General features: G+C 41.7%; 21 protein-coding genes and 1 tRNA gene. 9 read left to right on the forward strand and 13 right to left on the reverse strand.

The window, feature by feature from the left end; translation table 11 throughout:
• Positions 1-601, forward strand: a 601-nt coding sequence (locus tag BET01_RS12555; protein WP_243117212.1) for a hypothetical protein, incomplete at its 5' end; no start/stop codon positions are given.
• 32 nt (positions 602-633) lie between these two features.
• Here BET01_RS12555 and BET01_RS12560 read toward each other — a convergent pair.
• Positions 634-2,313 carry a recombinase family protein gene (locus BET01_RS12560; protein WP_120197164.1) on the reverse strand — a complete coding sequence of 560 codons (1,680 nt, stop codon included), beginning with the start codon at positions 2,311-2,313 and terminating at the stop codon, positions 634-636.
• Between the two features lie 74 nt (positions 2,314-2,387).
• The gene (locus BET01_RS12565; protein ID WP_120197165.1) at positions 2,388-2,651 is read right to left on the reverse strand and encodes a DUF6870 family protein; all 264 of its coding nucleotides are present in this window, start codon (positions 2,649-2,651) and stop codon (positions 2,388-2,390) included.
• Positions 2,652-2,944: 293 nt separating this feature from the next.
• Here BET01_RS12565 and BET01_RS12570 point away from each other — a divergent pair, with 293 nt between their 5' ends.
• The 5 genes from BET01_RS12570 (at position 2,945) to BET01_RS12585 (ending at position 6,897) form a co-directional block, all read left to right on the forward strand.
• Positions 2,945-4,420, forward strand: coding sequence for a hypothetical protein (locus BET01_RS12570; protein WP_330512841.1), 1,476 nt, complete (start codon positions 2,945-2,947; stop codon positions 4,418-4,420).
• Positions 4,366-4,758: an SH3 domain-containing protein gene (locus BET01_RS22330; protein ID WP_330512842.1), complete on the forward strand. Its 393-nt coding sequence runs from the start codon at positions 4,366-4,368 to the stop codon at positions 4,756-4,758. The genes BET01_RS12570 and BET01_RS22330 overlap by 55 nt, the downstream gene beginning before the upstream one ends.
• A 63-nt stretch (positions 4,759-4,821) precedes the next feature.
• Positions 4,822-5,073: a hypothetical protein gene (locus tag BET01_RS12575; protein WP_120197167.1), complete on the forward strand. Its 252-nt coding sequence runs from the start codon at positions 4,822-4,824 to the stop codon at positions 5,071-5,073.
• Positions 5,074-5,270: 197 nt separating this feature from the next.
• Complete coding sequence (locus tag BET01_RS12580; RefSeq protein WP_120197168.1) at positions 5,271-5,876, forward strand: helix-turn-helix domain-containing protein; 606 nt, start codon at positions 5,271-5,273, stop codon at positions 5,874-5,876.
• A gap of 187 nt (positions 5,877-6,063) precedes the next feature.
• Positions 6,064-6,897 (forward strand): undecaprenyl-diphosphate phosphatase, encoded by an 834-nt coding sequence (locus BET01_RS12585; RefSeq protein WP_120197169.1) that lies wholly within the window; start codon positions 6,064-6,066, stop codon positions 6,895-6,897.
• Positions 6,898-7,206: 309 nt separating this feature from the next.
• On the opposite strand, the gene BET01_RS12590 is transcribed toward BET01_RS12585, so the two are convergent.
• Positions 7,207-10,956 carry a phosphoribosylformylglycinamidine synthase gene (locus BET01_RS12590; protein ID WP_120197170.1) on the reverse strand — a complete coding sequence of 1,250 codons (3,750 nt, stop codon included), beginning with the start codon at positions 10,954-10,956 and terminating at the stop codon, positions 7,207-7,209.
• A gap of 252 nt (positions 10,957-11,208) precedes the next feature.
• On the opposite strand from BET01_RS12590, the gene BET01_RS12595 reads away from it, so the two are divergent.
• Positions 11,209-11,526 (forward strand): hypothetical protein, encoded by a 318-nt coding sequence (locus tag BET01_RS12595; protein ID WP_120197171.1) that lies wholly within the window; start codon positions 11,209-11,211, stop codon positions 11,524-11,526.
• Between the two features lie 113 nt (positions 11,527-11,639).
• On the opposite strand, the gene BET01_RS12600 is transcribed toward BET01_RS12595, so the two are convergent.
• Positions 11,640-12,248, reverse strand: coding sequence for a histidine phosphatase family protein (locus BET01_RS12600; protein ID WP_120197172.1), 609 nt, complete (start codon positions 12,246-12,248; stop codon positions 11,640-11,642).
• Positions 12,249-12,266: 18 nt separating this feature from the next.
• Complete coding sequence (locus tag BET01_RS12605; protein ID WP_120197173.1) at positions 12,267-12,866, reverse strand: sigma-70 domain-containing protein; 600 nt, start codon at positions 12,864-12,866, stop codon at positions 12,267-12,269.
• 140 nt (positions 12,867-13,006) lie between these two features.
• On the opposite strand from BET01_RS12605, the gene BET01_RS12610 reads away from it, so the two are divergent.
• Positions 13,007-13,882 carry a LysR family transcriptional regulator gene (locus tag BET01_RS12610; protein ID WP_120197174.1) on the forward strand — a complete coding sequence of 292 codons (876 nt, stop codon included), beginning with the start codon at positions 13,007-13,009 and terminating at the stop codon, positions 13,880-13,882.
• A gap of 51 nt (positions 13,883-13,933) precedes the next feature.
• Here the strand turns inward: BET01_RS12610 and BET01_RS12615 are convergent, their stop codons facing one another.
• From BET01_RS12615 to BET01_RS12625, 3 genes are all read right to left on the reverse strand, one after another.
• Positions 13,934-14,440, reverse strand: a complete 507-nt coding sequence (locus BET01_RS12615; protein ID WP_120197175.1) for a GNAT family N-acetyltransferase — start codon at positions 14,438-14,440, stop codon at positions 13,934-13,936.
• A complete protein-coding gene (locus BET01_RS12620; protein ID WP_120197176.1) occupies positions 14,424-16,817 on the reverse strand; it encodes an ATP-dependent DNA helicase in 2,394 nt (797 codons plus the stop codon). The genes BET01_RS12615 and BET01_RS12620 overlap by 17 nt, the downstream gene beginning before the upstream one ends.
• A gap of 76 nt (positions 16,818-16,893) precedes the next feature.
• On the reverse strand, positions 16,894-17,136 hold the full coding sequence (locus BET01_RS12625; RefSeq protein WP_120197177.1) for an HPr family phosphocarrier protein: 243 nt from the start codon (positions 17,134-17,136) through the stop codon (positions 16,894-16,896).
• A 388-nt stretch (positions 17,137-17,524) separates the two neighbouring features.
• On the opposite strand from BET01_RS12625, the gene BET01_RS12630 reads away from it, so the two are divergent.
• Positions 17,525-17,595: transfer RNA gene (locus BET01_RS12630), tRNA-Trp, on the forward strand.
• 220 nt (positions 17,596-17,815) lie between these two features.
• Here BET01_RS12630 and BET01_RS12635 read toward each other — a convergent pair.
• The 5 genes from BET01_RS12635 to BET01_RS12655 all read right to left on the reverse strand — a co-directional run bounded on the left by BET01_RS12635 (position 17,816) and on the right by BET01_RS12655 (position 23,265).
• Positions 17,816-18,943, reverse strand: coding sequence for an alpha/beta hydrolase family protein (locus BET01_RS12635; protein ID WP_120197178.1), 1,128 nt, complete (start codon positions 18,941-18,943; stop codon positions 17,816-17,818).
• 15 nt (positions 18,944-18,958) lie between these two features.
• On the reverse strand, positions 18,959-19,732 hold the full coding sequence (locus BET01_RS12640) for a response regulator transcription factor (RefSeq protein WP_120197179.1): 774 nt from the start codon (positions 19,730-19,732) through the stop codon (positions 18,959-18,961).
• 24 nt (positions 19,733-19,756) lie between these two features.
• On the reverse strand, positions 19,757-21,508 hold the full coding sequence (locus BET01_RS12645; RefSeq protein ID WP_120197180.1) for a sensor histidine kinase: 1,752 nt from the start codon (positions 21,506-21,508) through the stop codon (positions 19,757-19,759).
• Positions 21,509-21,586: 78 nt separating this feature from the next.
• Entirely contained in the window at positions 21,587-22,411 is an 825-nt protein-coding gene (locus BET01_RS12650) for a carbohydrate ABC transporter permease (protein WP_120197181.1), read from the reverse strand.
• On the reverse strand, positions 22,411-23,265 hold the full coding sequence (locus BET01_RS12655; protein WP_120197182.1) for a carbohydrate ABC transporter permease: 855 nt from the start codon (positions 23,263-23,265) through the stop codon (positions 22,411-22,413). The genes BET01_RS12650 and BET01_RS12655 overlap by 1 nt, the downstream gene beginning before the upstream one ends.
• Positions 23,266-23,341 lie beyond the last annotated feature (76 nt).

Raw genomic sequence — 23,341 nt, forward strand, 5'->3', positions numbered from 1 at the left:
GGACCTACTGGTGACACCGGACCTACTGGTGACACCGGACCTACTGGTGACACCGGACCTACTGGTGACACCGGACCTACTGGTGATACTGGACCTACCGGACCTACCAGTGATACCGGACCTACTGGACCTACCGGCGATACTGGAGCCACTGGACCTACTGGTGATACTGGACCTACCGGACCTACCAGTGATACCGGACCTACTGGACCTACTGGCGATACTGGACCTACTGGACCTACTGGACCTACCAGTGATACCGGACCTACTGGACCTACCGGCGATACTGGACCTACCGGACCTACTGGTGCTACTGGGCCTACCAGTGATACCGGACCTACTGGACCTACCGGCGATACTGGACCTACCGGACCGACCGGTGCTACCGGTCCAACTGGACCTACTAGCGACACCGGACCTACTGGTGATACTGGACCTACTGGACCTACTGGACCGACTGGATCTACTGGACCTACCGGACCGACGGGGGATACTGGTTCTACCGGACCGACTGGACCTACGGGTGATACCGGACCTACTGGACCTACAAGCGATACTGGACCTACCGGACCTACTGGTGACACCGGAGCATTTATATTAGGAAAACAAAGTGCCCAAAAAAGTACATCTTGACTATATCATAGACGACTGGGTATTAGTTTTAATACATTCAGCTATTCCTCGGTACTCGTTGGCAAATTTCAGTCTAATGCTGATATTGCCATTTTCATGCACTGTTATTTGCTCAACAAGTTCTATCAGAACCTCTCTTGTCAGTTTATCGATATTTTCATACTTTTTAAAGGTATCTAAAAACAAATTCTCCGTACAAGTCTCATTTTCAAGCCCCGCCTTTTCTTCTTCTAAATTTATGACGATCCCGTTGATAGCATTTATTTTTCCCTCATAATCTTCCTGCATATGACAGTAATCCCTATGGGTAATCTCTCCGTCTTTCCAATCCTGGTAAATACTTTGCTTATAACCCATAATCTTGGAAAGTTCTCTTTCCTTTGCTTCTATCAGATGGTTCAATCGTATAAAATGGCTTTTCTTCAAGGGAGCATTGTTAATTATGGAGGCTATCTCAGAGAACTCTACTGCAATAAATATCATGTATTGAACCGCACACAATACTCCTTGTTCTAATTGATTGTGTTTTATCGTATGTTTTGTACAAGCTGCTTTTGACTGATCTTTATAAGTACGACAATGATAATATACATTCCCTCCCACATTGCTTCGTGTCATAGCCTTTCCACAATCAGCACAACGGAGAAAACCACTAAATAAGTACAATTCTTTTTGCTTCGGTGCCGTGCGGGTGTCCCTTCTTAAAAGTTCCTGCACTTTGGCAAAATCCTCACGCCGTATTATAGCTTCATGAGTATTTTCAACAATGAACCATTCTTCTTCGGGGACGGCTTCCTGCACATGAATTTTATAGCTTTTAATTCGATACCGTCCCTGCACCATATCCCCTATATAAATGCGATTTTTCAAAATATTATTAATGCTCATTGAACACCATAACGGATTGCTTCCTTCTGCATTAGGGTTCTTGTATTTCATACCCTTACTTTTCTTATACGCCGTAGGGCACAAAATACCGCTGTCATTGAGCTTACGAACAATTGCATTCTTACTCATTCCTTCTAAAAACCAGGCAAAAATACTCCTCACATATTCGGCTGCTTCTTTATCTACGACAAGTGCATTTTTATCTTCCGGATCTTTTAGATAGCCATATGCTGCAAAAGAGCCAATATGCTGTCCTTTCTCCCGCTTCTTGTCAAATGTTCTCCTGACACTTTCTGATGTCCCTCTTGCATGTTCCTCGTTGAGAACACCCTGAACGGGTACTGCAATACTTTGTGCATTCTGGGGATCTTTGTAAGTATCGATAGGCTGTTGGTAAAGAGAAATAAACCTCACATTATTTCGTGGAAACCAATCACCAAGATAAAAACACTGATCGCCATTGTTTCGAAAGCTTCTGGCAAGATTTTTAACGATAATACAGTTGATTAATCCCTTTTGTATATCTGCTAATAACCTTTGAAAATTCTCTCGCTCTTCGTCCGTCGTGCCACTTACACCATCATCAACATATTCATCAACATAAATGTATTCGTCACCATCTTCCTGTTGTTCAAGAAAATCAGTCAAAATAAGCCTTTGATTGGTAATGCTTTCCGATTCGTCTTTTCCTCGTTTCTCTTCTCGTGATAAACGAATGTAGAATGCCACATACCACACCTTGTTTTTAGGTGTTGTTTTGATGATATTGCACCTATTGGCTACTCGAGCCATATATCATTCTTCCTTTCACTACGTCTTTACTATGTTTTCATATTGTGTGCATTTTTCAATGGCACAAAGTAGCATTATAGGCCACTTTTCTTGCGAATGAGAAAATTTGTAAGTATATCTTGGAGAGGTGGAGCATTATCGTCAAATTCCAGTTTTATTCCCATTTCTCCAAAACGAAAGCAAAAGGGATTTATCAACATTTCTAAAGCATAATTGAAACGCTTTTCTTTAGAAAGAGACTTATCCAGCTCTATCGTACTTATGTTAGTCAGTTTCTCAACATCTACTGTGTTCATATTTACTGTCATAAAATTATCAATCATCTCCTGCGTAAGCATAATCATGCACCTCCTGATTTTACATGAATTAATATATGCATATTTGGGTATGTCCTATGAGGGAGCAAGAATGGCCACCAATTAAAACAGTCAAAGTAGTAACTGTCGATTTTTGACACTTTCATAATTTAACTTGAATTTACACTATCCAGGCATTTAGAACTTCTCCATCCTGCACTTATGTACAACAATCTGTAGACAGTGATAGCATCCGTTATATTTCTCCCCCACTCCTGGTACTGTTTTGAAGTTTCCTATTATAAACGGCCTCACCGGACCTACTGGACCTACTGGTGCTACTGGGCCTACCGGACCTACCAGCGACACTGGACCGACTGGACCGACTGGCGATACTGGGCCTACCGGACCTACTGGTGACACCGGACCTACTGGACCTACTGGCGCTACTGGACCTACCGGACCGACCGGCGACACCGGACCTACTGGCGATACTGGACCTACCGGACCTACTGGCGATACTGGGCCTACCGGTGACACTGGACCGACTGGACCTACCGGCGATACTGGACCTACCGGACCTACTGGACCTACTGGACCTACAGGTGATACTGGGCCGACTGGACCTACTGGACCTACTGGGCCGACTGGACCTACCGGTGACACTGGACCTACCGGCGACACCGGACCTACCGGACCTACTGGGCCTACCGGTGATACTGGGCCGACTGGACCTACTGGCGATACTGGGCCGACTGGGCCGACTGGACCGACTGGTGCTACTGGACCTACTGGACCTACTGGCGATACTGGACCTACTGGACCTACTGGGCCTACCGGCGACACCGGACCTACTGGACCTACTGGACCTACTGGTGCTACTGGACCGACCGGACCTACCGGCGACACCGGACCTACTGGACCGACTGGCGATACTGGGCCGACTGGACCGACTGGCGCTACTGGACCTACTGGACCGACTGGCGATACTGGACCTACTGGACCTACCGGCGATACTGGACCTACTGGGCCTACCGGCGACACCGGACCTACTGGACCGACTGGCGATACTGGGCCGACTGGACCGACTGGTGCTACTGGACCTACCGGACCTACCGGCGACACCGGACCTACTGGACCGACTGGCGATACTGGGCCGACTGGACCTACTGGCGCAACTGGACCTACTGGACCGACTGGCGATACTGGACCTACTGGGCCTACCGGCGACACCGGACCTACTGGACCGACTGGCGATACTGGGCCGACTGGACCGACTGGTGCTACTGGACCTACCGGACCTACCGGCGACACCGGGCCTACTGGACCGACTGGTGCTACTGGACCGACTGGGCCTACCGGCGACACCGGACCTACTGGACCGACTGGTGCTACTGGACCTACCGGACCTACCGGCGACACCGGACCTACTGGACCTACTGGCGCTACTGGACCTACTGGCGATACTGGACCTACTGGACCTACCGGCGATACTGGACCTACTGGGCCTACAGGCGACACCGGACCTACTGGACCTACTGGTGCTACTGGACCTACCGGACCGACCGGCGACACCGGACCTACTGGACCTACTGGTGCTACTGGACCTACCGGGCCTACCGGCGATACTGGACCTACCGGACCGACCGGCGCTACTGGACCGACCGGACCGACCGGCGATACTGGACCTACCGGACCGACCGGCGACACTGGACCTACCGGACCGACCGGAGATACTGGACCTGCCGGCGTTGTATTGGCATTTAGTAATAATGTTGCTTCGCTTAAGGTTGATACTGTACCATCTTTAGACACTGAAGTTGCTGTCGCAAATGTTTCTAATGCAGTAATAGCAGGTAATGAAGTGAAGGTTGATTATTCATTGAACTTGTCATATGTTACAACTGCAGACTACGAAATTGCCGCAGAGACACGGTTGTACCGCGATGGAACACTACTAGAAACACGTGAATTTAATCAAAGCGGATCAACTGCTGGCACACACACTTTTGCTATGCTTGGCACTTATGTAGATATTGCTCCTGCAACGACTACTTCCACTTACGAAATACGTATCATAACGACAACAGCTATCAATGTCACCTCTGTATCTGCTGTCTCACGAAATATTAACCTGCTAATATTCTAGCTCTAATCGCAAACAGCCTTGAAATTTCAAGGCTGTTTGTACTATTAAAGGAGTAGAAAATTGGTGTCAGGGTGTGTACCTAACAGTACTCAGAATCAGATTAATCTAATTATCATACAAAATACGATCACTTATGCGGAACCATACTTCGATACCAAAAGCGGTACTATACCGAAGTTTTCCATGAGAAGCGGTTCCTTAACACATTTAAATGAACCCATTTCTGCAGGCACACTTGTGGCCGTGGTCATAGGCTGGAGAGGAGACGGTGTTACAAAAGCACATTCTTCGGCGGTATCTATATGGAATCAATAACATAATCATCAGGAGGACAACCCAAAAACTTGAGCAGGTGCAAAAAATCCCCGAGGTAACAAAGGGAAATACAGACGTATACAAAAATCACTAGTAGTGTTGGAGGTTAAATGTGGCAGCACTTCCTTCATCGGATCCTCTTGACCAGACTTATAATATAAGATAAGCTTATGAAAAGAATCTTCAGGAGGTTTGCCATGGAATTCCACGAAAAACTGCAGCAGCTTCGAAAGCAGAATCAACTAACCCAAGAACAGCTTGCTGAGCAATTATATGTATCACGAACTGCTGTGTCCAAATGGGAAAGCGGCAAGGGATATCCAAATATTGAATCCTTAAAATGCATATCCAAACTTTTTTCAGTCACCATTGACGAGTTGCTGTCAAGTGATGAATTAATTGTTCTTGCGGAAACAGAAAACCGCATAAACATAAATAAAATCTCTAATTTAATTTATGGCCTATTGGATCTATCCACAATACTATTTCTATTTCTTCCCTTTTACGGCCAACCAGATGGAAGCCATGTCCGATTTGTATCACTTATCTCTTACAATGAGTCAAGTACCATACGGCTTACTTATTTTACCTTGCTGATCTTAATGTCTCTTTGGGGAGCTGCAGAACTGATCCTACGAATGTTGCAGTATGAAAACGCATTTAAAACAATCAGGATTTTCTCTTTCCTTCTGCATTCCATTGCAATACTGTTATTTATTATGACAAGACAGCCTTATATCACTGCTATTTCCTTTGTACTTCTGATTATTAAAACAGTACTATTCGTAAAGCAAGCCAAATAGCTGAATGTCCAATAAACCTTTATAAAATCACCTCTGACACGTTTCGTGTCGGAGCTTTTTGTAATTGTGACATCAGGTTTCTTGCATTTTTTTTACCCTCAATTCATAATAGAGAGGTATCCCCAAACAGACTTACTTTTGTTTCGGGAATCAAAAAATTGACGTGATAAAAGGAGGAAATTTCACTATGAACATTGATATGATTAAAATTTTCAAAGTTATTTTTCTTGGAATTGTTGAAGGAATTACGGAATGGCTGCCTATTAGCAGTACCGGACATATGTTGATTGTAGATGAATTTCTACAATTAAATGCAAGTAAGGCATTTAAAGAGATGTTCTTTGTCGTTATTCAGCTTGGAGCAATCCTTGCAGTTCTTGGAATCTTTTGGGGGAAAATGTTTCCCTTTCAATTCAAGGATAAAAAAATGCCCTATATTCGAAAAGATGTATTTTCCATTTGGTTCAAAACAGCCTTTGCCTGCATCCCCGGCGCAGCAGCCACCATTCTGTTTGATGATTATATTGAAGCTCGTTTCCAAACTCCACTTGTAATAGCAGTCGCCTTGATTTTCTATGGCATCGCTTTTATACAGATTGAAAATTGGAACAAAAAACGTTCCCCGAAAATAAATAGACTTTCTGATATTACTTGGCAGACCGCTTTTATCATCGGAGTATTTCAGGTTCTTTCCATTATCCCTGGAACATCCCGTTCTGGAGCAACAATCATTGGTGCGCTCTTAATTGGTGTATCCCGGGTGGCAGCGGCGGAATTTACATTCTTTATGGCAGTCCCTGTCATGTTTGGTTTAAGTGCGCTAAAACTAATAAAGTTCGGCTTTCACTTTACTGGATCAGAATTACTTATTTTAGGCATTGGTATGGTTACTGCTTTCTTAGTTTCAATCTTTGTCATAAACTTTTTAATGAGTTTTATTAAAAAGAACGATTTTAAAATATTTGGTTGGTACCGTATTGCTGTAGGTATCCTTGTTGTAGTTATTTCATTGATTCATTAAACATCTGATCAGAGTTAATCGGAGAATAAGAAAACCGCCTTTCTTGGAAATGAAAGATACCTTTCTTCCATTTCTAAAAAAGACGGTTTTTAATGCTTTATTTTATTTCTCTTTCCTTCTACTCATCATGCTTTTCAGACGCAGACAGGAAAGCTGAGCGATGGAGATAGGGAACCAGAACCGTAGATACGTTTCAATTGCTCCTCAAACGGCTCAATCAGTTCTCGGTAAGAGTAATTAGTCACCTCTAAGGGCGTTCTAACTGCAGAGCATTGCCTTTTGTTATTTTATGACCAACCGATCAAAACATTAACTGAAATATTTAACTCCAGATTCAAATATCTTCATGTCCTGCTCTCCGTAAATGTTTCTGGCTACGGCCTCACCTCTACGTTCAGAATGAGCCATCTTTCCAAAAATACGTCCGTCAGGGCTTGTAATACCCTCAATTGCCATAAAGGAGCCGTTAGGATTCCAACTCTCGTCCATGGTAGGGCAACCATTGCCATCTACATACTGAGTTGCCACCTGGCCATTTTTAAACAGCTTATCAAGCCATTCTCCTGTTGCCACGAAACGGCCTTCTCCATGAGAAGCTGGATTACAGTACACACTGCCTAATTCTGCTCCTGAAAGCCATGGTGACTTGTTGCTAACAACCTTGGTGTATACCATCTTTGAGATGTGACGCCCAATGGTGTTCATCGCTAGAGTTGGAGAATCATCCCTTTGCTCCACAATGGTTCCTTCCGGTACCAGTCCAAGCTTAATGAGAGCCTGGAACCCATTGCAGACTCCTAACATCAATCCGTCTCTTTGATTGAGAAGATTGTTGATTTCCTCTTTTATGAGTTCATTGCGGAACACGGCTGCAAAGAATTTGGCAGAACCATCTGGCTCGTCACCTGCGGAAAACCCCCCCGGGAACATAACAATCTGTGAATTTCGAATATCGTTTTTATATAGTTCAACAGATTCCCTGATACCTTCTGCACTTAGGTTTTTAAATACTCTTGTGGTCACATTGGCACCAGCGAGAGCAAATGCTTTCGTGCTGTCATATTCACAGTTGGTTCCTGGAAAAACTGGAATGAATACATTTGGTTTTGCAACCTTGTTCTTGCAAACGTAAATATGGTCTTTCTGAAACAACTCCTCACGTACCAGAGTCTTCTCTACTCCCGACTCAGTAGGGAATACCTCTTCCAGAGTGTCTGTCCAGGATTTTACCGCGTCTTCCAGGGTAATTGTTGCATCTCCATACGTAAATGTCTCTTTCTCTGTTACCTGGCCTAAGAGGGTGTAGGAGAATGAAAGCTCTGATAATTTATCTTCCGGAATTTCACAAATGATATTTCCCCAACCTGCTGCAAAGAAATCTTCCGGTTTTACGTTCTCTTCTATTGATACGCCAAGCTTATTGCCAAAAGCCATCTTACTGACTGCTTCGCAGATTCCATGATTCTCCACTGCATAAGCAGATAGAATACGTCCAGCTAAAATATCTGCAAACAGCGCCTCATATCCTTCCATGATCTGGCTGTAATCCGGTAAATCATAGGAATCCTTTTGGATTGAGAACAGAACAATTTTACTACCTGCCTTTTTAAATTCAGGGGTAATGATATGCTTCTGATTTGCTATGTCCACAGCAAAGGATACAAGAGTAGGGGGCACATCAATATCCTGGAAGGTACCTGACATACTGTCCTTGCCTCCAATGGAAGGCAGACCAAATCCTATTTGGGCATGGTACGCGCCAAGAAGTGCTGCAAAAGGCTGACTCCAACGAGTTCCTTCTTCAGACATTCTTCTAAAATATTCCTGGAAGGTAAAACGAATCTTTTTATAATCTCCACCTGCTGCCACGATCTTTGCTACGGAGGATAAAACAGCGTATATAGCCCCATGATAAGGACTCCAGCTAGATAAATAAGGATCAAACCCATAACTCATCATAGTAACGGTATCTGTAGTCCCTTCAAGCAAAGGAAGCTTCGCTACCATACACTGTGTTTCTGTCATCTGGTATTTGCCACCAAAGGGCATGAATACACTGCCTGCTCCGATGGAACCATCAAACATCTCCACAAGCCCTTTCTGGGAGCATACATTTATATTAGAGAGCACTTGTAGCCAAGATTTTTTAATGTCTGTTATCTTTTTCTTCTCAAATACATTGCCAGTTTTATTTGGAACCTCTAAAATAACGGAGGCCTCCAGATGAGCACCGTTGGTATCAAGAAATGCCCGGCAGATATCCACGATGGTTTTCCCTCTCCAGCTCATAACCAATCGTTTTTCTTTTGTTACCTCTGCAACAACAACTGCCTCTAAATTCTCTTCTGCTGCAAAAGAAAGGAATTGATCTCTGTCCTTAGGATCAATGACAACAGCCATACGCTCCTGGGACTCGGAAATTGCAATCTCAGTCCCATCAAGTCCTGCATATTTTTTCGGAACTTTATCAAGATCAATTTTCAATCCATCTGCCAGCTCGCCGATGGCAACCGAAACTCCGCCCGCTCCGAAATCGTTACACTTCTTAATAAGTTTACTTACTTCTTCTCTACGAAACAGACGCTGAATCTTACGCTCTGTAGGGGCATTTCCCTTCTGCACCTCAGCACCGCAGGTTTCAATGGAAGCCTCTGTATGAACCTTAGAAGAACCAGTAGCACCACCACAACCATCACGACCTGTACGGCCACCAAGAAGAATGATGATATCTCCTGGATCAGAGGTCTCGCGAATGACGTTGGCTCGTTTGGCAGCTCCCATAACAGCTCCAATTTCCATTCTCTTTGCCACGTAATTTGGATGATAGATCTCTTTTACAAATCCGGTTGCAAGTCCGATCTGGTTTCCGTAGGAGCTATAACCCTTAGCCGCCCCAGTAACAATCTTTCTCTGGGGAAGTTTTCCCTTTAGTGTCTCATGAAGAGGCTTAGTCGGGTCGGCTGCTCCGGTAATACGCATTGCCTGATAAACATAGGTACGTCCGGATAGTGGATCACGGATGGCTCCGCCAAGACAAGTGGCGGCACCACCAAAAGGCTCAATCTCTGTTGGGTGGTTATGCGTTTCATTTTTAAAGTTAACTAGCCACTCCTCTTCCACTCCATCTACTAAAACAGGAACTACGATGCTGCAGGCATTGATCTCTTCTGAAATCTCCAGATCTTCAAGCTTTCCTTCCTTACGAAGTTTTCTCATTGCCATGAGAGCAAGGTCCATAAGGCATACGTATTTATCACTCTTTCCCTGCAAAACCTCTTCCCGATCCGCCAGGTACTGATTGTAGGTATCTTCTATTGGTTCTCTATAATCTCCATCTGTAAATGACACATCCTTTAACTCAGTCTGGAAGGTGGTATGGCGGCAGTGATCGGACCAATACGTATCCAGCACACGTATCTCTGTCATGGTAGGATCCCTGTGCTCCTCACCTTTATAATAATTCTGGATATGCAAGAAATCCTGAAACGTCATAGCAAGATTCAGTCCTTCGTACAGCTCTTTTAATTCATTTTCATTTAGATCCTGAAACCCAACAAATTTTAATACATCTGCAGGTGTTTCAAATGTGGTCACCAAAGTCTCCGGTTTTGTCTCGTCTGCTTCTCTAGAGTCTACCGGGTTGATGCAAAATGATTTGATCTCTAAAACCTGATCCGGGGTAAAGGTGCCAGAAATAACATAGGTCACTGCAGATTTGATCACAGGCTCCTCATCTTCTTTTAAAAGCTTGATGCACTGCTCTGCGGAATCTGCCCTTTGATCAAACTGACCAGGGAGATATTCAACGGAGAAAACAAGATCTTCTTCCTCAGCAATATATTCTTCTAGATAATACTCGTCCACTGGAGGCTCGGAAAAAATGGTAGTAAGAGCCAACCCATAGATTTCATCAGACAGATTTTCCATATCATAACGGATCAAAACCCGCACGCCCTTAACATTAGAAATGCCAAGATAGCTTTTGATCTCTTCTTTTAATTCATTGGCTTTAACGGCATAGGCTGGTTTTTTCTCCACGTATACTCTTCTTACACTCATAATTTCCTCCTTGTAAAGAATCCATTGGTCCATTTATACCAACATCATACCATAAGATACATCAATAAGTGAAATTAATATATCTTATGTTATTAATCAGTACAATTAATATAAAATGCTCTTAATTCTCTTTTACCACTTATTTCTGGCCTCATTCGACAATTTTCGATATTTTTTTCAAAAATGCTTGAAAGTTTAATTAAATTACAATATAGTAATAAAGGATTTTTTACTAAAGGAGCGCAATATAATATGGATCTTAATCAACAATTAAAAGAATTATCCCAGAAATATTTATTTGAGGACACAAACTTCAAAACAGATGAGCAAGCACCAAACCTGGAGGTGTGCTTAACCCTACAGGAAGATCATATCGAATGTTTCATTGAAAAAGCGAGTCAGCTTAATTCAATCATTGAATCCTGTTCTAATATGATTACTATGTTTGATACCTCTGTGCCAAAGGAAATTTTGATGCAGACATCTCTTCGTTGCGGGAAGGACAATCAGCTTTACATCCGCACCACTCCCTCCATGCTGAATATACTGGTGGAAACACTGTTTGGTTAAGGATCAATATTCTTCACATAACGTGAGACGGGTCCCATGGAAACAGGGGAAGCTGACCGGTCATACTGCCGGCCTGTTTCCCCTGTTTGTATTTTAGTAAGTCTTTTGACCGATTATTTAAGGTGAGAGCTTTCATTTCTTTCTAATAATAGAAACTCTTCTGTCACCGGATTAAACTCTAAGGTAGTGATGCTGGCATTTTCTACGATGCCAGGATCTTTTTTTGTATCATACCCCATCATGAATGAAAATAAATGCTTCAAGGTGGCTCCATGAGACACAATGGCTACATCTTCCATTCCTGCAGTGATTTTTCGTATCTCATTCCATGCGCCTATGCAACGGCCTTGAATATGCTCCAGCACTTCACCGCCAGGAGGAGATACCATCTCTGGTTTGACGGTCCATCCCTTAAATTCCTCTGGATATTCTTTTTGAATCTCAGCCCATGTAAGCCCTTCCCATTTGCCAAATTCCACTTCTACAAGCTGTTTCATGGAACAAATTTCAGTATTTTGTCTCTCACCAATCATAGCTGCTGTATTGGCTGCACGTTTCAGAGGACTAGAAAATATCTTAGCCACCGGCCTTGTATCCATGGCTTCTGCCAGCTTTAGAGCCTGTCCCCGTCCAGTTTCATTTAAAGGTATATCATGAGTTCCCTGAATTTTACCTGCTATGTTCCAATCCGTCTGTCCATGACGTATCAGATATATCTTCATCCTTTTTCTCCAAATCTATTATCCTTTGTAGTCTTCATCCTCTTGTTCAATTAAATCAAATCCATCTGCACCTTCCAGTGCTTCCATATCCATATCTTCTGTATTAATACTCATGGCATCCAAAGCGATCTTCATAATTCCATGGATCTCTTCCACTGTCATCTTCATCTTATCCGCTAGTTCATCAATGGTAGCTTCTCGTCCCAGCTCTTTTGCAAGGACTGATGAGACAGTCTGAAGCACGTTGACTCTGGCCGCCAACTCTTCTGCGGTCTGTTCTGCTGACACCTCTTCCTGCACTGCTTCAAGAAGGAATTCGTTCATAAGATCACCAGCGAAACGATCAAACTCCTCTTTTGTTGGAGAACCGTCATATCGCTCTACTGCCATCATGAGTGCCATGTTCGCTTCCTGAACAAGATCGGTAAGCAGTACTCCCTTACCATCAAATTCCTTAGCATAGGAAAGAGCTGTTTTTAGATTCCCTTCCACAAGACGCTTTTTAGCCTCTTTATTGCCTTCTTTTATATTTTTCAAAAGCATCTCAGTCTCTTCTTTCGTACATGGACTGATGTCTTCCATTTCTTCTAAATACATCTGGTAAAAATCATCGTTCATATATTCTTTCCACTCCTTTTTCGTTCATTCCTGATACCTGTGCCCGTTACTATACCGCACCCCAGGAAATTTGTCAAATTCCTTTACAAACCAATCATTATCGTGATAGAATAGCCTTATACTTATAAGGAGGACTAATAATGGATATTAATTTTGAACTTTATAAAGTCTTTTACCATGTGGCTGCAACCTTAAGCTTTTCAGAAGCCTCTAAGCAGCTTTTCATCTCCCAATCAGCAGTCAGCCAGTCCATTAAGGTTCTTGAGAAAAAGCTGAATCAGACTCTTTTTATCCGAAGCACAAAAAAAGTCCAACTTACCCCGGAAGGTGAAATTCTTTTAAAGCATATAGAACCAGCGATTAATCTAATTCAAAAGGGAGAAAACCAGCTGTTAGAAGCCAATACCCTTAATGGAGGTCAGCTTCGCATTGGTGCCAGCGATACCATATGCCGCTACTATCTGGTTCCTTATTTAAACAAGTTTCATAAGGAATTCCCAAATGTGCATATTAAGGTCACAAACCAGACCTCCATTGAATGCGCTCGCTTATTAGAAAATGGTCAGGTGGACTTTATCATTACCAATTACCCAAACTCCGGCCTTTCCAACGCTCAGAACGTCAGAGTCATCAATGAATTTTCTGATGTGTTTGTTGCCAATGAAGAATACTTTCCATTAAAGGGAGAAGAAGTAAGCCTTCAAAAGCTTCAGACCTATCCGATTCTAATGCTGGACCGAAAAAGTACCACCAGTGAGTTTTTGCATCACATGTTCCAAAAGGAGCAACTGGACTTGGTTCCTGAAATCGAGTTAAGCAGCAATGATCTTTTGATCGATCTTGCCCGCATCGGACTTGGCATTGCTTTTGTACCTGATTTTTGTATCCCTGAGCATGACAGAGATTTATTTCAGGTGAGGCTTACAGAAACGCTTCCGATTCGCCAGATGGTTGTGGCCTATAATGAAAGTATTCCCGTTTCTCAGGCCACCAGACAATTTATGGACATGCTGTAATAAGCCTTTTTCCAAACCTGCCTTCTAACAAAATGGCAGGTTTTATTGCATTTATACGGTGTAAGCCATCATTGAGACTTCCCACATCTCATCCTGATACAAGAAGCCTTCTTCCATAATGCTCTCCGCAGAGAATCCAACCTTTTCATAGCAACGTCTGGCGCCTGGATTGGTATCAAATACCTTTAATGTAAGTCTCTTAATGCCAAGAATTTCTACTGCATACTGGACCGCCAAAGAAACCATCTCATACCCTGCACCCGTCCCCCGTAATTTAGGGTCTACCACAATATATCCCAAATGCACACTCTCAGCCGTATAATCTGCCTTCATCTGAAAACTTCCAACTGGTTTCCCAGCCTCATCAAGGGCTGTGAACCCCCATGAACACGTTTCCATCTCAAGCTTATCATAATATTCCACCATTTGTTTCTCCGTAAGAGGAAACGTGAAACCATCTCTGCACCACAAACGCATCATGCGTTCATCAGTGAACCATTGAATGAGGAATTTACCATCAGCTTTCTTACAGGGGCGTAGTCTAAGTGTTCTCTTCATATTCATTCTCTCCTTTTTTCTCTCGTTTGTGCCAGAAATCTTTTACAACATCTCCTACATTGTTTCGTCGGACTTCATAATACTCATCCCATTCTCTTGGGAAAAGGGCTTGGTAATCAGGTCTTAAGAACCGTTCATCTAAAAGAGCGATAATACCTTCATCGTCAACCGTTCGGATCACTCTTCCTGCCGCTTGCATTACTTTATTCATGCCAGGATATTGATAGGCATAATCAAAACCTTTTTGTTCTTTTTCATCAAAATATGCTTTTAATATATGCTGCTCCGTACATACCATAGGAAGACCGGTTCCTACGATGATGGCACCGATCAACTGGTCCGCTCTTAAATCGATTCCTTCTGAAAAGACACCACCCATAACGCAGAGCGCTACAAATGAATTATCTCGTTCTTTGGAAAACTCCTTTAGAAACTGTTCTCGTTGTGCTTCATTCATGCTGGAAGCCTGAGATAGGAATGTAAAACCAATGCTTTCTTCGGATATCTCATAAAGAACTGATTCCACCTCTTTTAAATAATGATAGGAAGGAAGAAATGCCATATAGTTCCCTTTTTGTTCCGAAACAATGACCTTGAAATAATCCACCACCTTCTGATACTCTCTTTTGTTTCTTCTAGTGTAACGGCTGCTGACATCGCCTGCAACCATAAGAAGTCTTTTTTCCTGATCAAAGGGAGAATGAGCATAAACTGCATACTCCTCTTGGTCTCCGCTCAATAGTTCTTTATAATAAGAAACAGGAAGTAAGGTTGCAGAGAAAAATATGGTTCCATTTCCTTTATTCAAGCATTCTTTTAGATTTCTGGAAGGGTTGATGCAAAACAGACGAAGCATAAATCTTCCATCGCTTAAAAGCTCTGTATAAATCCGATAATTTTCATCCACACGCTCATAAATATTAATAAAATCCCTAAGAGCAAAGTAAAAATCCAAAACCAAGTCTCGGTCTCCGAACTCTTGATGAATCTCCATAAACTTTTCCATTTCGCCAAATAGAGATAAGATGCTGGTCATAAAAAAACGGATATCTTCCAGTATCTGGTAACTTTCGCACTCTCGTTTCATCTCAAGAAGTTCTTTGTTGCACCGATCCAAAAGCCTTGCTATCTTCTGATCCATTGGTTTTATGATTTTTTTTACCAGCAGAAAGTCTTCCTTATATAAGACTGCGCTGTACATCTCTCTTGCTCTTGGAACAAGATTATGCGCCTCATCTACCAGAAATAGATATTCTCCGGAAACTCCTTCTGAAAAATACCGTTTGAGCCGGATATTTGGATCAAACACATAGTTATAATCACAAATAATGGAATCCGTCCAATTGCTGATATCTAGACAAAATTCAAACGGACAAACCTGATGTTTCTCGGCATAAGCTAATACAATGTCTCTGGTGATCCCCGTCTCCTGATGAATGATATCATAAACCCCATCTCCTACCCGGTCAAAATGACCTTTTGCATAGGGACATGCGTCTGGATTACATTCTGGGGTATCCAAAAAGCAAAGCTTTTCCTTCGCGGTTATTGTGACAGTATTCAGATACAGGCCTTGTTCCCTCAATAATTCAAAGGATTCCTCCGCTACACTTCTCGTAATGGTCTTAGCGGTTAAATAAAACAGCTTATCCCCCAGGCCCTCTCTCATGGCTCTCACCGCAGGAAATATGGTAGAGAGAGTCTTTCCGACTCCTGTCGGTGCTTGAATGAACAGATTTCTTTTTCTTTGAATGCTTCGGTATACGGAAACCACCAAGTCCTTCTGGCCGGACCGGTAAGGGAATGGAAAGGATAGCTCCTGTATGGATTCATCTCTTCTTAAGCCATGGATATACAAATATCTGGCCCATTTGACATACTCATGAATTAATCCCTGGAACCATGCTTCCAGTTCTTCAAAGGTCTTCTCCACTTGAAAACGCCGTATTTCTTCTGTTTCCATATTACAATAGGTCATCTGAATCACTGCTCCAGCAAGTGTATGGTCAAAGCAGTAAAAGTAGCCATAGCACATTGCCTGGGCAAGGTGAACCGGAACAGGTTCTTCCAAATAAGATAAGTCCTTATAGACGCCTTTAATTTCATCTATGGTAACCCCTTCCGGCTTTTCGATAATTCCGTCGGCTCTGCCTTCTATTAAGATCTGGAACTGATCCTGATCCACCGTATGCTTAAGTGATACCTCCGGTCGATAATCCGGGCCCATACGACGCTGAATCTTTCTATGAATCCTGCTGCCTTCTTGCATGGCAGTTTTTTCAAAGGCTTGGGTCCTGCGATTATCAATGTCGCCAGAACGAAGTACATACTCAACCAGATTTCTGACTGATATCTTAATGATCTTAGTGTCTGCCATGTTCCTCCATCTCTTTAATAATAAAAAAGGAAACTGTATGCCAAGTGGCTTACAATTCCCTTTTATGAGTGTTTGTTTATGCTGCGGAGCATTTCTCCGGAGCTCTCTCCTTTAAAAACGCTTCAAAATTTACATCTTCCCCATGGAGTTGAACGGTCAACACCTGTGTTAAATCCAGGCTCAAAACTCCTAAAATAGACTTTGCGTCAATGGTCACTCTATTGTAATAAACGTCTATGTCGAATTTACATTTTGCAGCAGCGGTAACAAACTTTTTTGCCTCAGCAATGGTCGGCAGCATGATCTTAACCTGTTTCATAATAAAAACTCCTTTATATTAAAGAAAAAGTCACAAATTACTTATATCATGATTGACATGATTTGTCAAATTATGCTTTGGACTTGATCCTAACACACTTTTTGTGCATGTTTTGCAGATATAGAGTTTCTTAAATCGTAATACCTATACATCTTTTTGCTGAGTACCATCATAATTGGGGAATCTTTGTCTTAGATTCTTTTTTTAAGTCAGAGGTTAACAATTTTTGATATGCCTTCTGAACTTCACTTTATTTAATTTTACCACAATCGTTTTCTCTTTAATAGTAGAATTAATTTTTTATTTTATTCGAAAAAATGGTTGCAATTTAAAAACTTCTATGCTATACTTTCTAAGTGCTCGGCTAAGGGTACAAAACGCTTTCCAAAGGGGAATAGTTCAATGGTAGAGCAACGGTCTCCAAAACCGTAAATGGGGGTTCGAGCCCCTCTTCCCCTGCTAATTATAAGTCTTAATTTCCTTGTTTTATAAGGATATTAAGGCTTTTTTGTTGTCTCATTTTTAAATATATGCACAATAAGATCTCACTTTCTTAAAGTTAATCCTTTTTCTCATTTCGATCTTCAAATATATTCTTAAATGCAAATAAGAACAGAACCCCTAACCGCAGTTGCATTTTGAAATTCTGTTCTTTTGATTCTGTTCTTAAGGTTTAATTCTAATTATTTTCTTTCATATGAAGGTCTGCAAAATCCATGTAACAGTTCCAGTCATATTCATCCATATCATGATTGCCTGTTTTAAAGTGATGACCAATTCTACCTTCCTGCACCGGATTCTCCGGTAAAGGTTGTGTTTCCTGCCCAATCCCTTTTACACCAAAGAGCTCATAGACAGGACTAGCCTCTATACAGGACTCAAACTGTCCTTGTGGGTCTGCCCATTTGTCAAAGGTCTTAGCGGAGGTATAAACAAGCCTTGGAGCAATGAGGCCAAGAAGCATATGCTGATCAAAAGGAAGTGTTTCTTCCTTATCAATGTATTTCTGATAGTTCTTACAGAACCAATAAGGGAAGCGATTGACAATATCACCGATTCTCTCACCTTTGGCTCCTCTAGATAATGCATCTCCACTGTTCCCAGCACAGCTACTCACTGCCATGGCAAAGCGTTCATCCTGTGCGGTGCCCCAAAGAGCTGTCTTCCCACCTCTGGAGTGACCAACTAATGCAACTTTTCGCTCATCAATCAGAGGCTCCATTTCAAAATAGTCCATGATACGGCTTGCTGCCCAGGACCAAGCTGTGATTGCGCCCCAGGCATCATCTGGTCTGTTTTCCACGTACTCGGGAAATAGTCTGGAAAATCCGGTGGTAAAACCTTCTTCATAATCTGGAGAAATCTCTTGGGTACGGAATGCCGCGCAGGCATATCCCCTTGAAATAATAGTTTCTGCCGGATAAAAGGGGCTTAGAAAATGTCTGGCAGGATCGCTGTCTTTTATTCCCCTGTTGCATATGGTCACAAAAGCGGGAACAGGCTTTTTCGCCTCTGCCGGAATAAATGCAACAAAAGAAAAAATAAAAGAAATGCCGTTTCTAACCGCTTCCACTTCTACCGTATTTCTAATGGCTCGTCCTTGCATAATATCTGCCGTTCTTTTAGAATCTGCCACCCGAATCTTTATTGTAACATCACTCATGTCAGGAAGAAAGCCGTACTCTTCTTCGGAAAACAGTGTAAGAAGCTCTGGTCTTCGCTTCGTAAGCCAGGTTTCCTTTTCATTGACCTTAGTCCCATCACAGCACGTTAATATGGAGGGGAGGTTTCTATTATTTTCTATCATGCCTTCTCCTCTTTCTTATTTGCCATACTGCTTAATGTCACTAGGAGCAAAACCAAAGCATTTTTTAAATACTTGAAAAAAGTAAGAGTAATCACTATATCCTAACATACGGGACACTTCATTCACTCTATTTTGAGGATTTCGAAGGAGTATCTTGGCGTTTATCATCTTTACCATAGTGACATAATTGGAAAACCCTACCCCTGTTTCTTTTTTAAAGCACTTACTAAAATAAGAAGTGGAAATTAATAGCTCTTCGCAAATATCTGATAGAGATATATTGCGTTGAATGTTTCGCTCCACATGATCGATCGCATTGTATACAAGCTTTGAATATTCTTCCCGGTTAGCACGAATCGATTGAACTTTTCCTTCCAATGAATCTGTCTCCTCTTCTTCTTCTTTTTCTTTTTTTCTAGAGAGCGTGTCAACGGCCTTCTTTAATGCCTGCTCAAGTTCATCTGTCATAATAGGTTTTAACAGAAAATCACTGACACCGTAACGAATTGCTTTTTGGGCATACTCAAACTGACTGTACCCAGAAATTATAATAAACTGAGTATCCTGTCTTTGCTGATTCACTTTTTCGATGATATCAAGACCATTAAATCCTGGCATTTGAATATCGATAATTACAATGTCTGGAGACTCTCTGTGTATGAGCTCCAGACCAGCGATTCCGTCGTAAGCTACCCCGGAGACTCTACAATAAAAGTCTTCCCAACGGGTTGATTGTGATATCGCTGTTACTGCTATCTTATTGTCATCAATAATTACTACTGAATACATAATGATCACTCCTTTTTCGGACTGTTAAGGCAAAGGAAATTCAAGCCTCACCTCCGTGTAATGAAGATATTCCGACTCTATGAATACACCATAATCCGGTCCATACATAAGTTGGATTCGATCTTGAACATTCTTAATTCCAATCCGTTTTTTCCCTCCATGGGTATGAAGGACAGAAACCAGCTTTTCGGGCGGAATTCCCTGTCCGTCATCCCATACTTTTATAATCAGACGGTCTATATCATGATAAACAGATATGCGAATGGTACACAAACCTATCTTTGGCTCCATGCCATGAACCAGAGAATTCTCAATAATTGGCTGTAAGATACAGCTTGGTATCATTGTATTTAAAAGGCTATCGTCCACATCCCACATAATGTTTAATCGATCTGGATAAATATTGTTATATAGTTCCAGGTAATTTTCTGCATATTCTATTTCCATGCTTAAGCTACAAGTAGTCTGAGTGCGGTTAATGTTACCTCTGAAAAATTTAGATAAGAAACAGATCAGCCGGCTGACCTCTTTATCTCCATTAATCTGAGCTATGCCGTTGATGGATTGAAGAACATTAAATAAAAAGTGAGGGTTGACCTGTGCCTGGAGCTCATGATATTTGAATTCCAGAAGCAAATATTCATTCTGCTGCTGTATTTCTTTTGCCTTTACAATCTCACCCATGAGATTTTGTATTCTACCTGCCATCTCATGAATGTGGGTTGAGAGTACATCCATCTGATCGCCTTTAGAGAAGGTGGTGACTTCCATATCAAAGTTACCCTTTGATATCTCGCCGATGTTGTGTAGCAATATTTGAAGATTCCTTGCCATATTTCCAAACATCAACCACAAAAAGATAATAATAAAAACGATCAAAAGAAGCCCCATCGCAGATATAAAGTAAAGTAGGTCGGATAGTGCCCTGTACTTTTTCGTCAAATCTACCTCATGGGAAATCCGTAGCCGACTTCTGTTAATAAAGTATTCTGCATACAGATAATTATGGTTTTTATCCTTTTGACTTATTTCCGAGGAGCCTTGTTTCCTATCCTGTCCAACCATGTTATCGGTGGAAAAGAGTAATTCTTCATTCCTGTCATACAGAGTGTAATTTCCTACTTTATTGCTGTCGATATTTTGAAAAATTTCTTTTAGTGAAGCATTCTGTACTTCTGCGATAACGCTACCGCTGAACTTCATGGTTCCCTGATCAAACAAATTCCTCATTAAAATAATCCCACTCTCGTTGGGACTGCTGGTCCATACGATATTACCTGGCTGATCAGAAAGATTTCCTAAATTTTTAAAATATAGTTCCTGAACCGCCTGATTATCTGGACTTTCTTCTCTTATTCTAGAATCCCTGTAAACAAGATATACGTTGTTAGATGAATCAACGATAGCGACCCAGTTAATATCATAATTTGCACTAAGCATCTCTTCCAAGCGTTTTTGAATTCTCTGTTTTAAGATAGGTAATTCTGTTTCACCCGATCCATTCATCTGACTTAAAAGTGGAGCAAATCGTTCATTCGTCGCAGATAGGGGTATGGTATCCTCTACCAGTTCCTTTAAGGAAATGTCGATATTTCTGCATATCTGCTCCGTTAAGGTATCTGACTGGTTGGTCAACTCTGTCTTAAACCAGTTACTGCTAACTTTATAAATGCATATCAACGCTCCCAGAAATGTAACACCTAAAAGAACGGTGACCGCTATCATTTTAGAATAAAGGGTCTTTCTGAAATGGATTTTTTTTTCGGCAGGTTTCATCAGCCACCTCCTGTTTTTTCCAACTATATCAACTCATAATAAGAATGTCAACGACAGAAAGCGACTGCTAGCCAAAGATCAACCCTTAACCGCACCGGAAGTGATTCCTCCGATAATATATTTTTGCAACATTAGATACAACATCAATATCGGGATAATGGAAAGAATGAACAGTGCAAATGCAAGACCTAGTTCAATGCTGTTCTCTCCAAAGAAGAAATACTGTGTCAGCGGGATGTTTCGTACCGCCTTTTGTTGAAGCAGTGTCAGAGACATCTGGAAATCGTTCCACACATTTAGCGAATTTAAAATGATAGAGGTCATTACAATCGGCTTCATAAGAGGAAATACGATGCGAAAGAAGGTTGAATATAATCCAGCTCCATCTATGTTTGCGGATTCTTCCAGCTCCTTTGGGATGCTCTTTACAAAACCAGATACTAAAAGTACCGTAAAGGCTATCTGAAACCCTACTTTTGCCATAATGAATCCATGAAGGGTATTTAACAGCTTCCATTTTGTCATATCAATATAGAGCGGCGTCATAATCGACTGAAATGGGATGATCATCGCTCCTATAAACAGATAATAAATCCCGTTATAAAACCAGTTGTTCTTTCTGGCAATAATATAGGAAGCCATGGTACAAATTAAAGTGATAATGACTACGGATACCACCGTAGTTACCAAGCTGTTTTTAAGGGCAAGACCAAAATTTGAGGTTTCAATGGCACGTGTAAAGTTATCCCAGTGAATTACCTTTGGAAATGCCAGACGATTGGCAACCATCTCTGGTTTTGATTTGACGGAGTAAATGATTGCAATATAAAAAGGGCTGGAAACCAAAAGAGTTACTGCAATTTTCAAAAGAAGTGTCAAGCTATTTTTTAATGACCGGCTCATTATATTTCCACCTCCCTGGCTCTTAGATTCTTTGATACCAGAGTACTAACAGCAAAAATAGCTAAGGTAAATACCACCGCAATTGCCTGTCCGTAACCTGCTTTAAAGTAAGTAAATAAATTATTATAGATTAACATTGCCACTGTCTCTGATGCCCTTCCAGGCCCACCTGCGGTTGCTGCCATGGGATAATCAAACACTTTCATTCCCCAAGCTAGCAATAGTGTAAAGTTTGCCGTCACTGCCGGAGCAATCATTGGAAACGTAATTGCTTTAAACTTCTGCCATGGGGTAGCACCTTCTAGTTCAGCCGCTTCATAATAATCTTTGGAAACTCCTTGAATTGCCGCGATGTAAACCACCATGCAGTATCCCGTATCTCTCCAAATGGAGATCACTGAGAGTCCAAACATAACCCAGACTGTGCTGCCTAGAGGACTTGGAATCCCAAAAACATCAAAAAACACATCACTGTATACATATCTCCAAATGTAAGAAGATAATACCAAGCTAAGACAATAAGGAACAAAGATACAAGTCCTTAAAATATTGTTGATTTTTGATTTCTTAGAAATCATCAAGGCAAAAATCAAACCAAAAATATTAGAAAATACCATTGTGACTGCAGTAAAGATTAACGTGTTTTTTATGGCATTTAAAACATTGGTATCCTGAAAAATACGGATATAATTGCTAAAACCCACATATTTTTTTACAGGACTCATTCCATCCCACTTTGTAAAGGATATAGGAAATCCTTGCAAAAATGGGTAGACCACAAAGATTGCGAATATAATCAGTGCCGGCAATACAAAGGTGAATTCCTGTAGCCGTTTTTTCGTTTTCTGGTTCATTCATGCCTCCAATCTATTAAAAAAGTCAGGGTTACACATAGCTAAAGCTACTCGCCACCCTGACTTCGTGATTTAT

Source organism: Lacrimispora algidixylanolytica (assembly GCF_003609635.1).
GTDB classification, from domain to species: Bacteria; Bacillota; Clostridia; order Lachnospirales; family Lachnospiraceae; genus Lacrimispora; species Lacrimispora algidixylanolytica.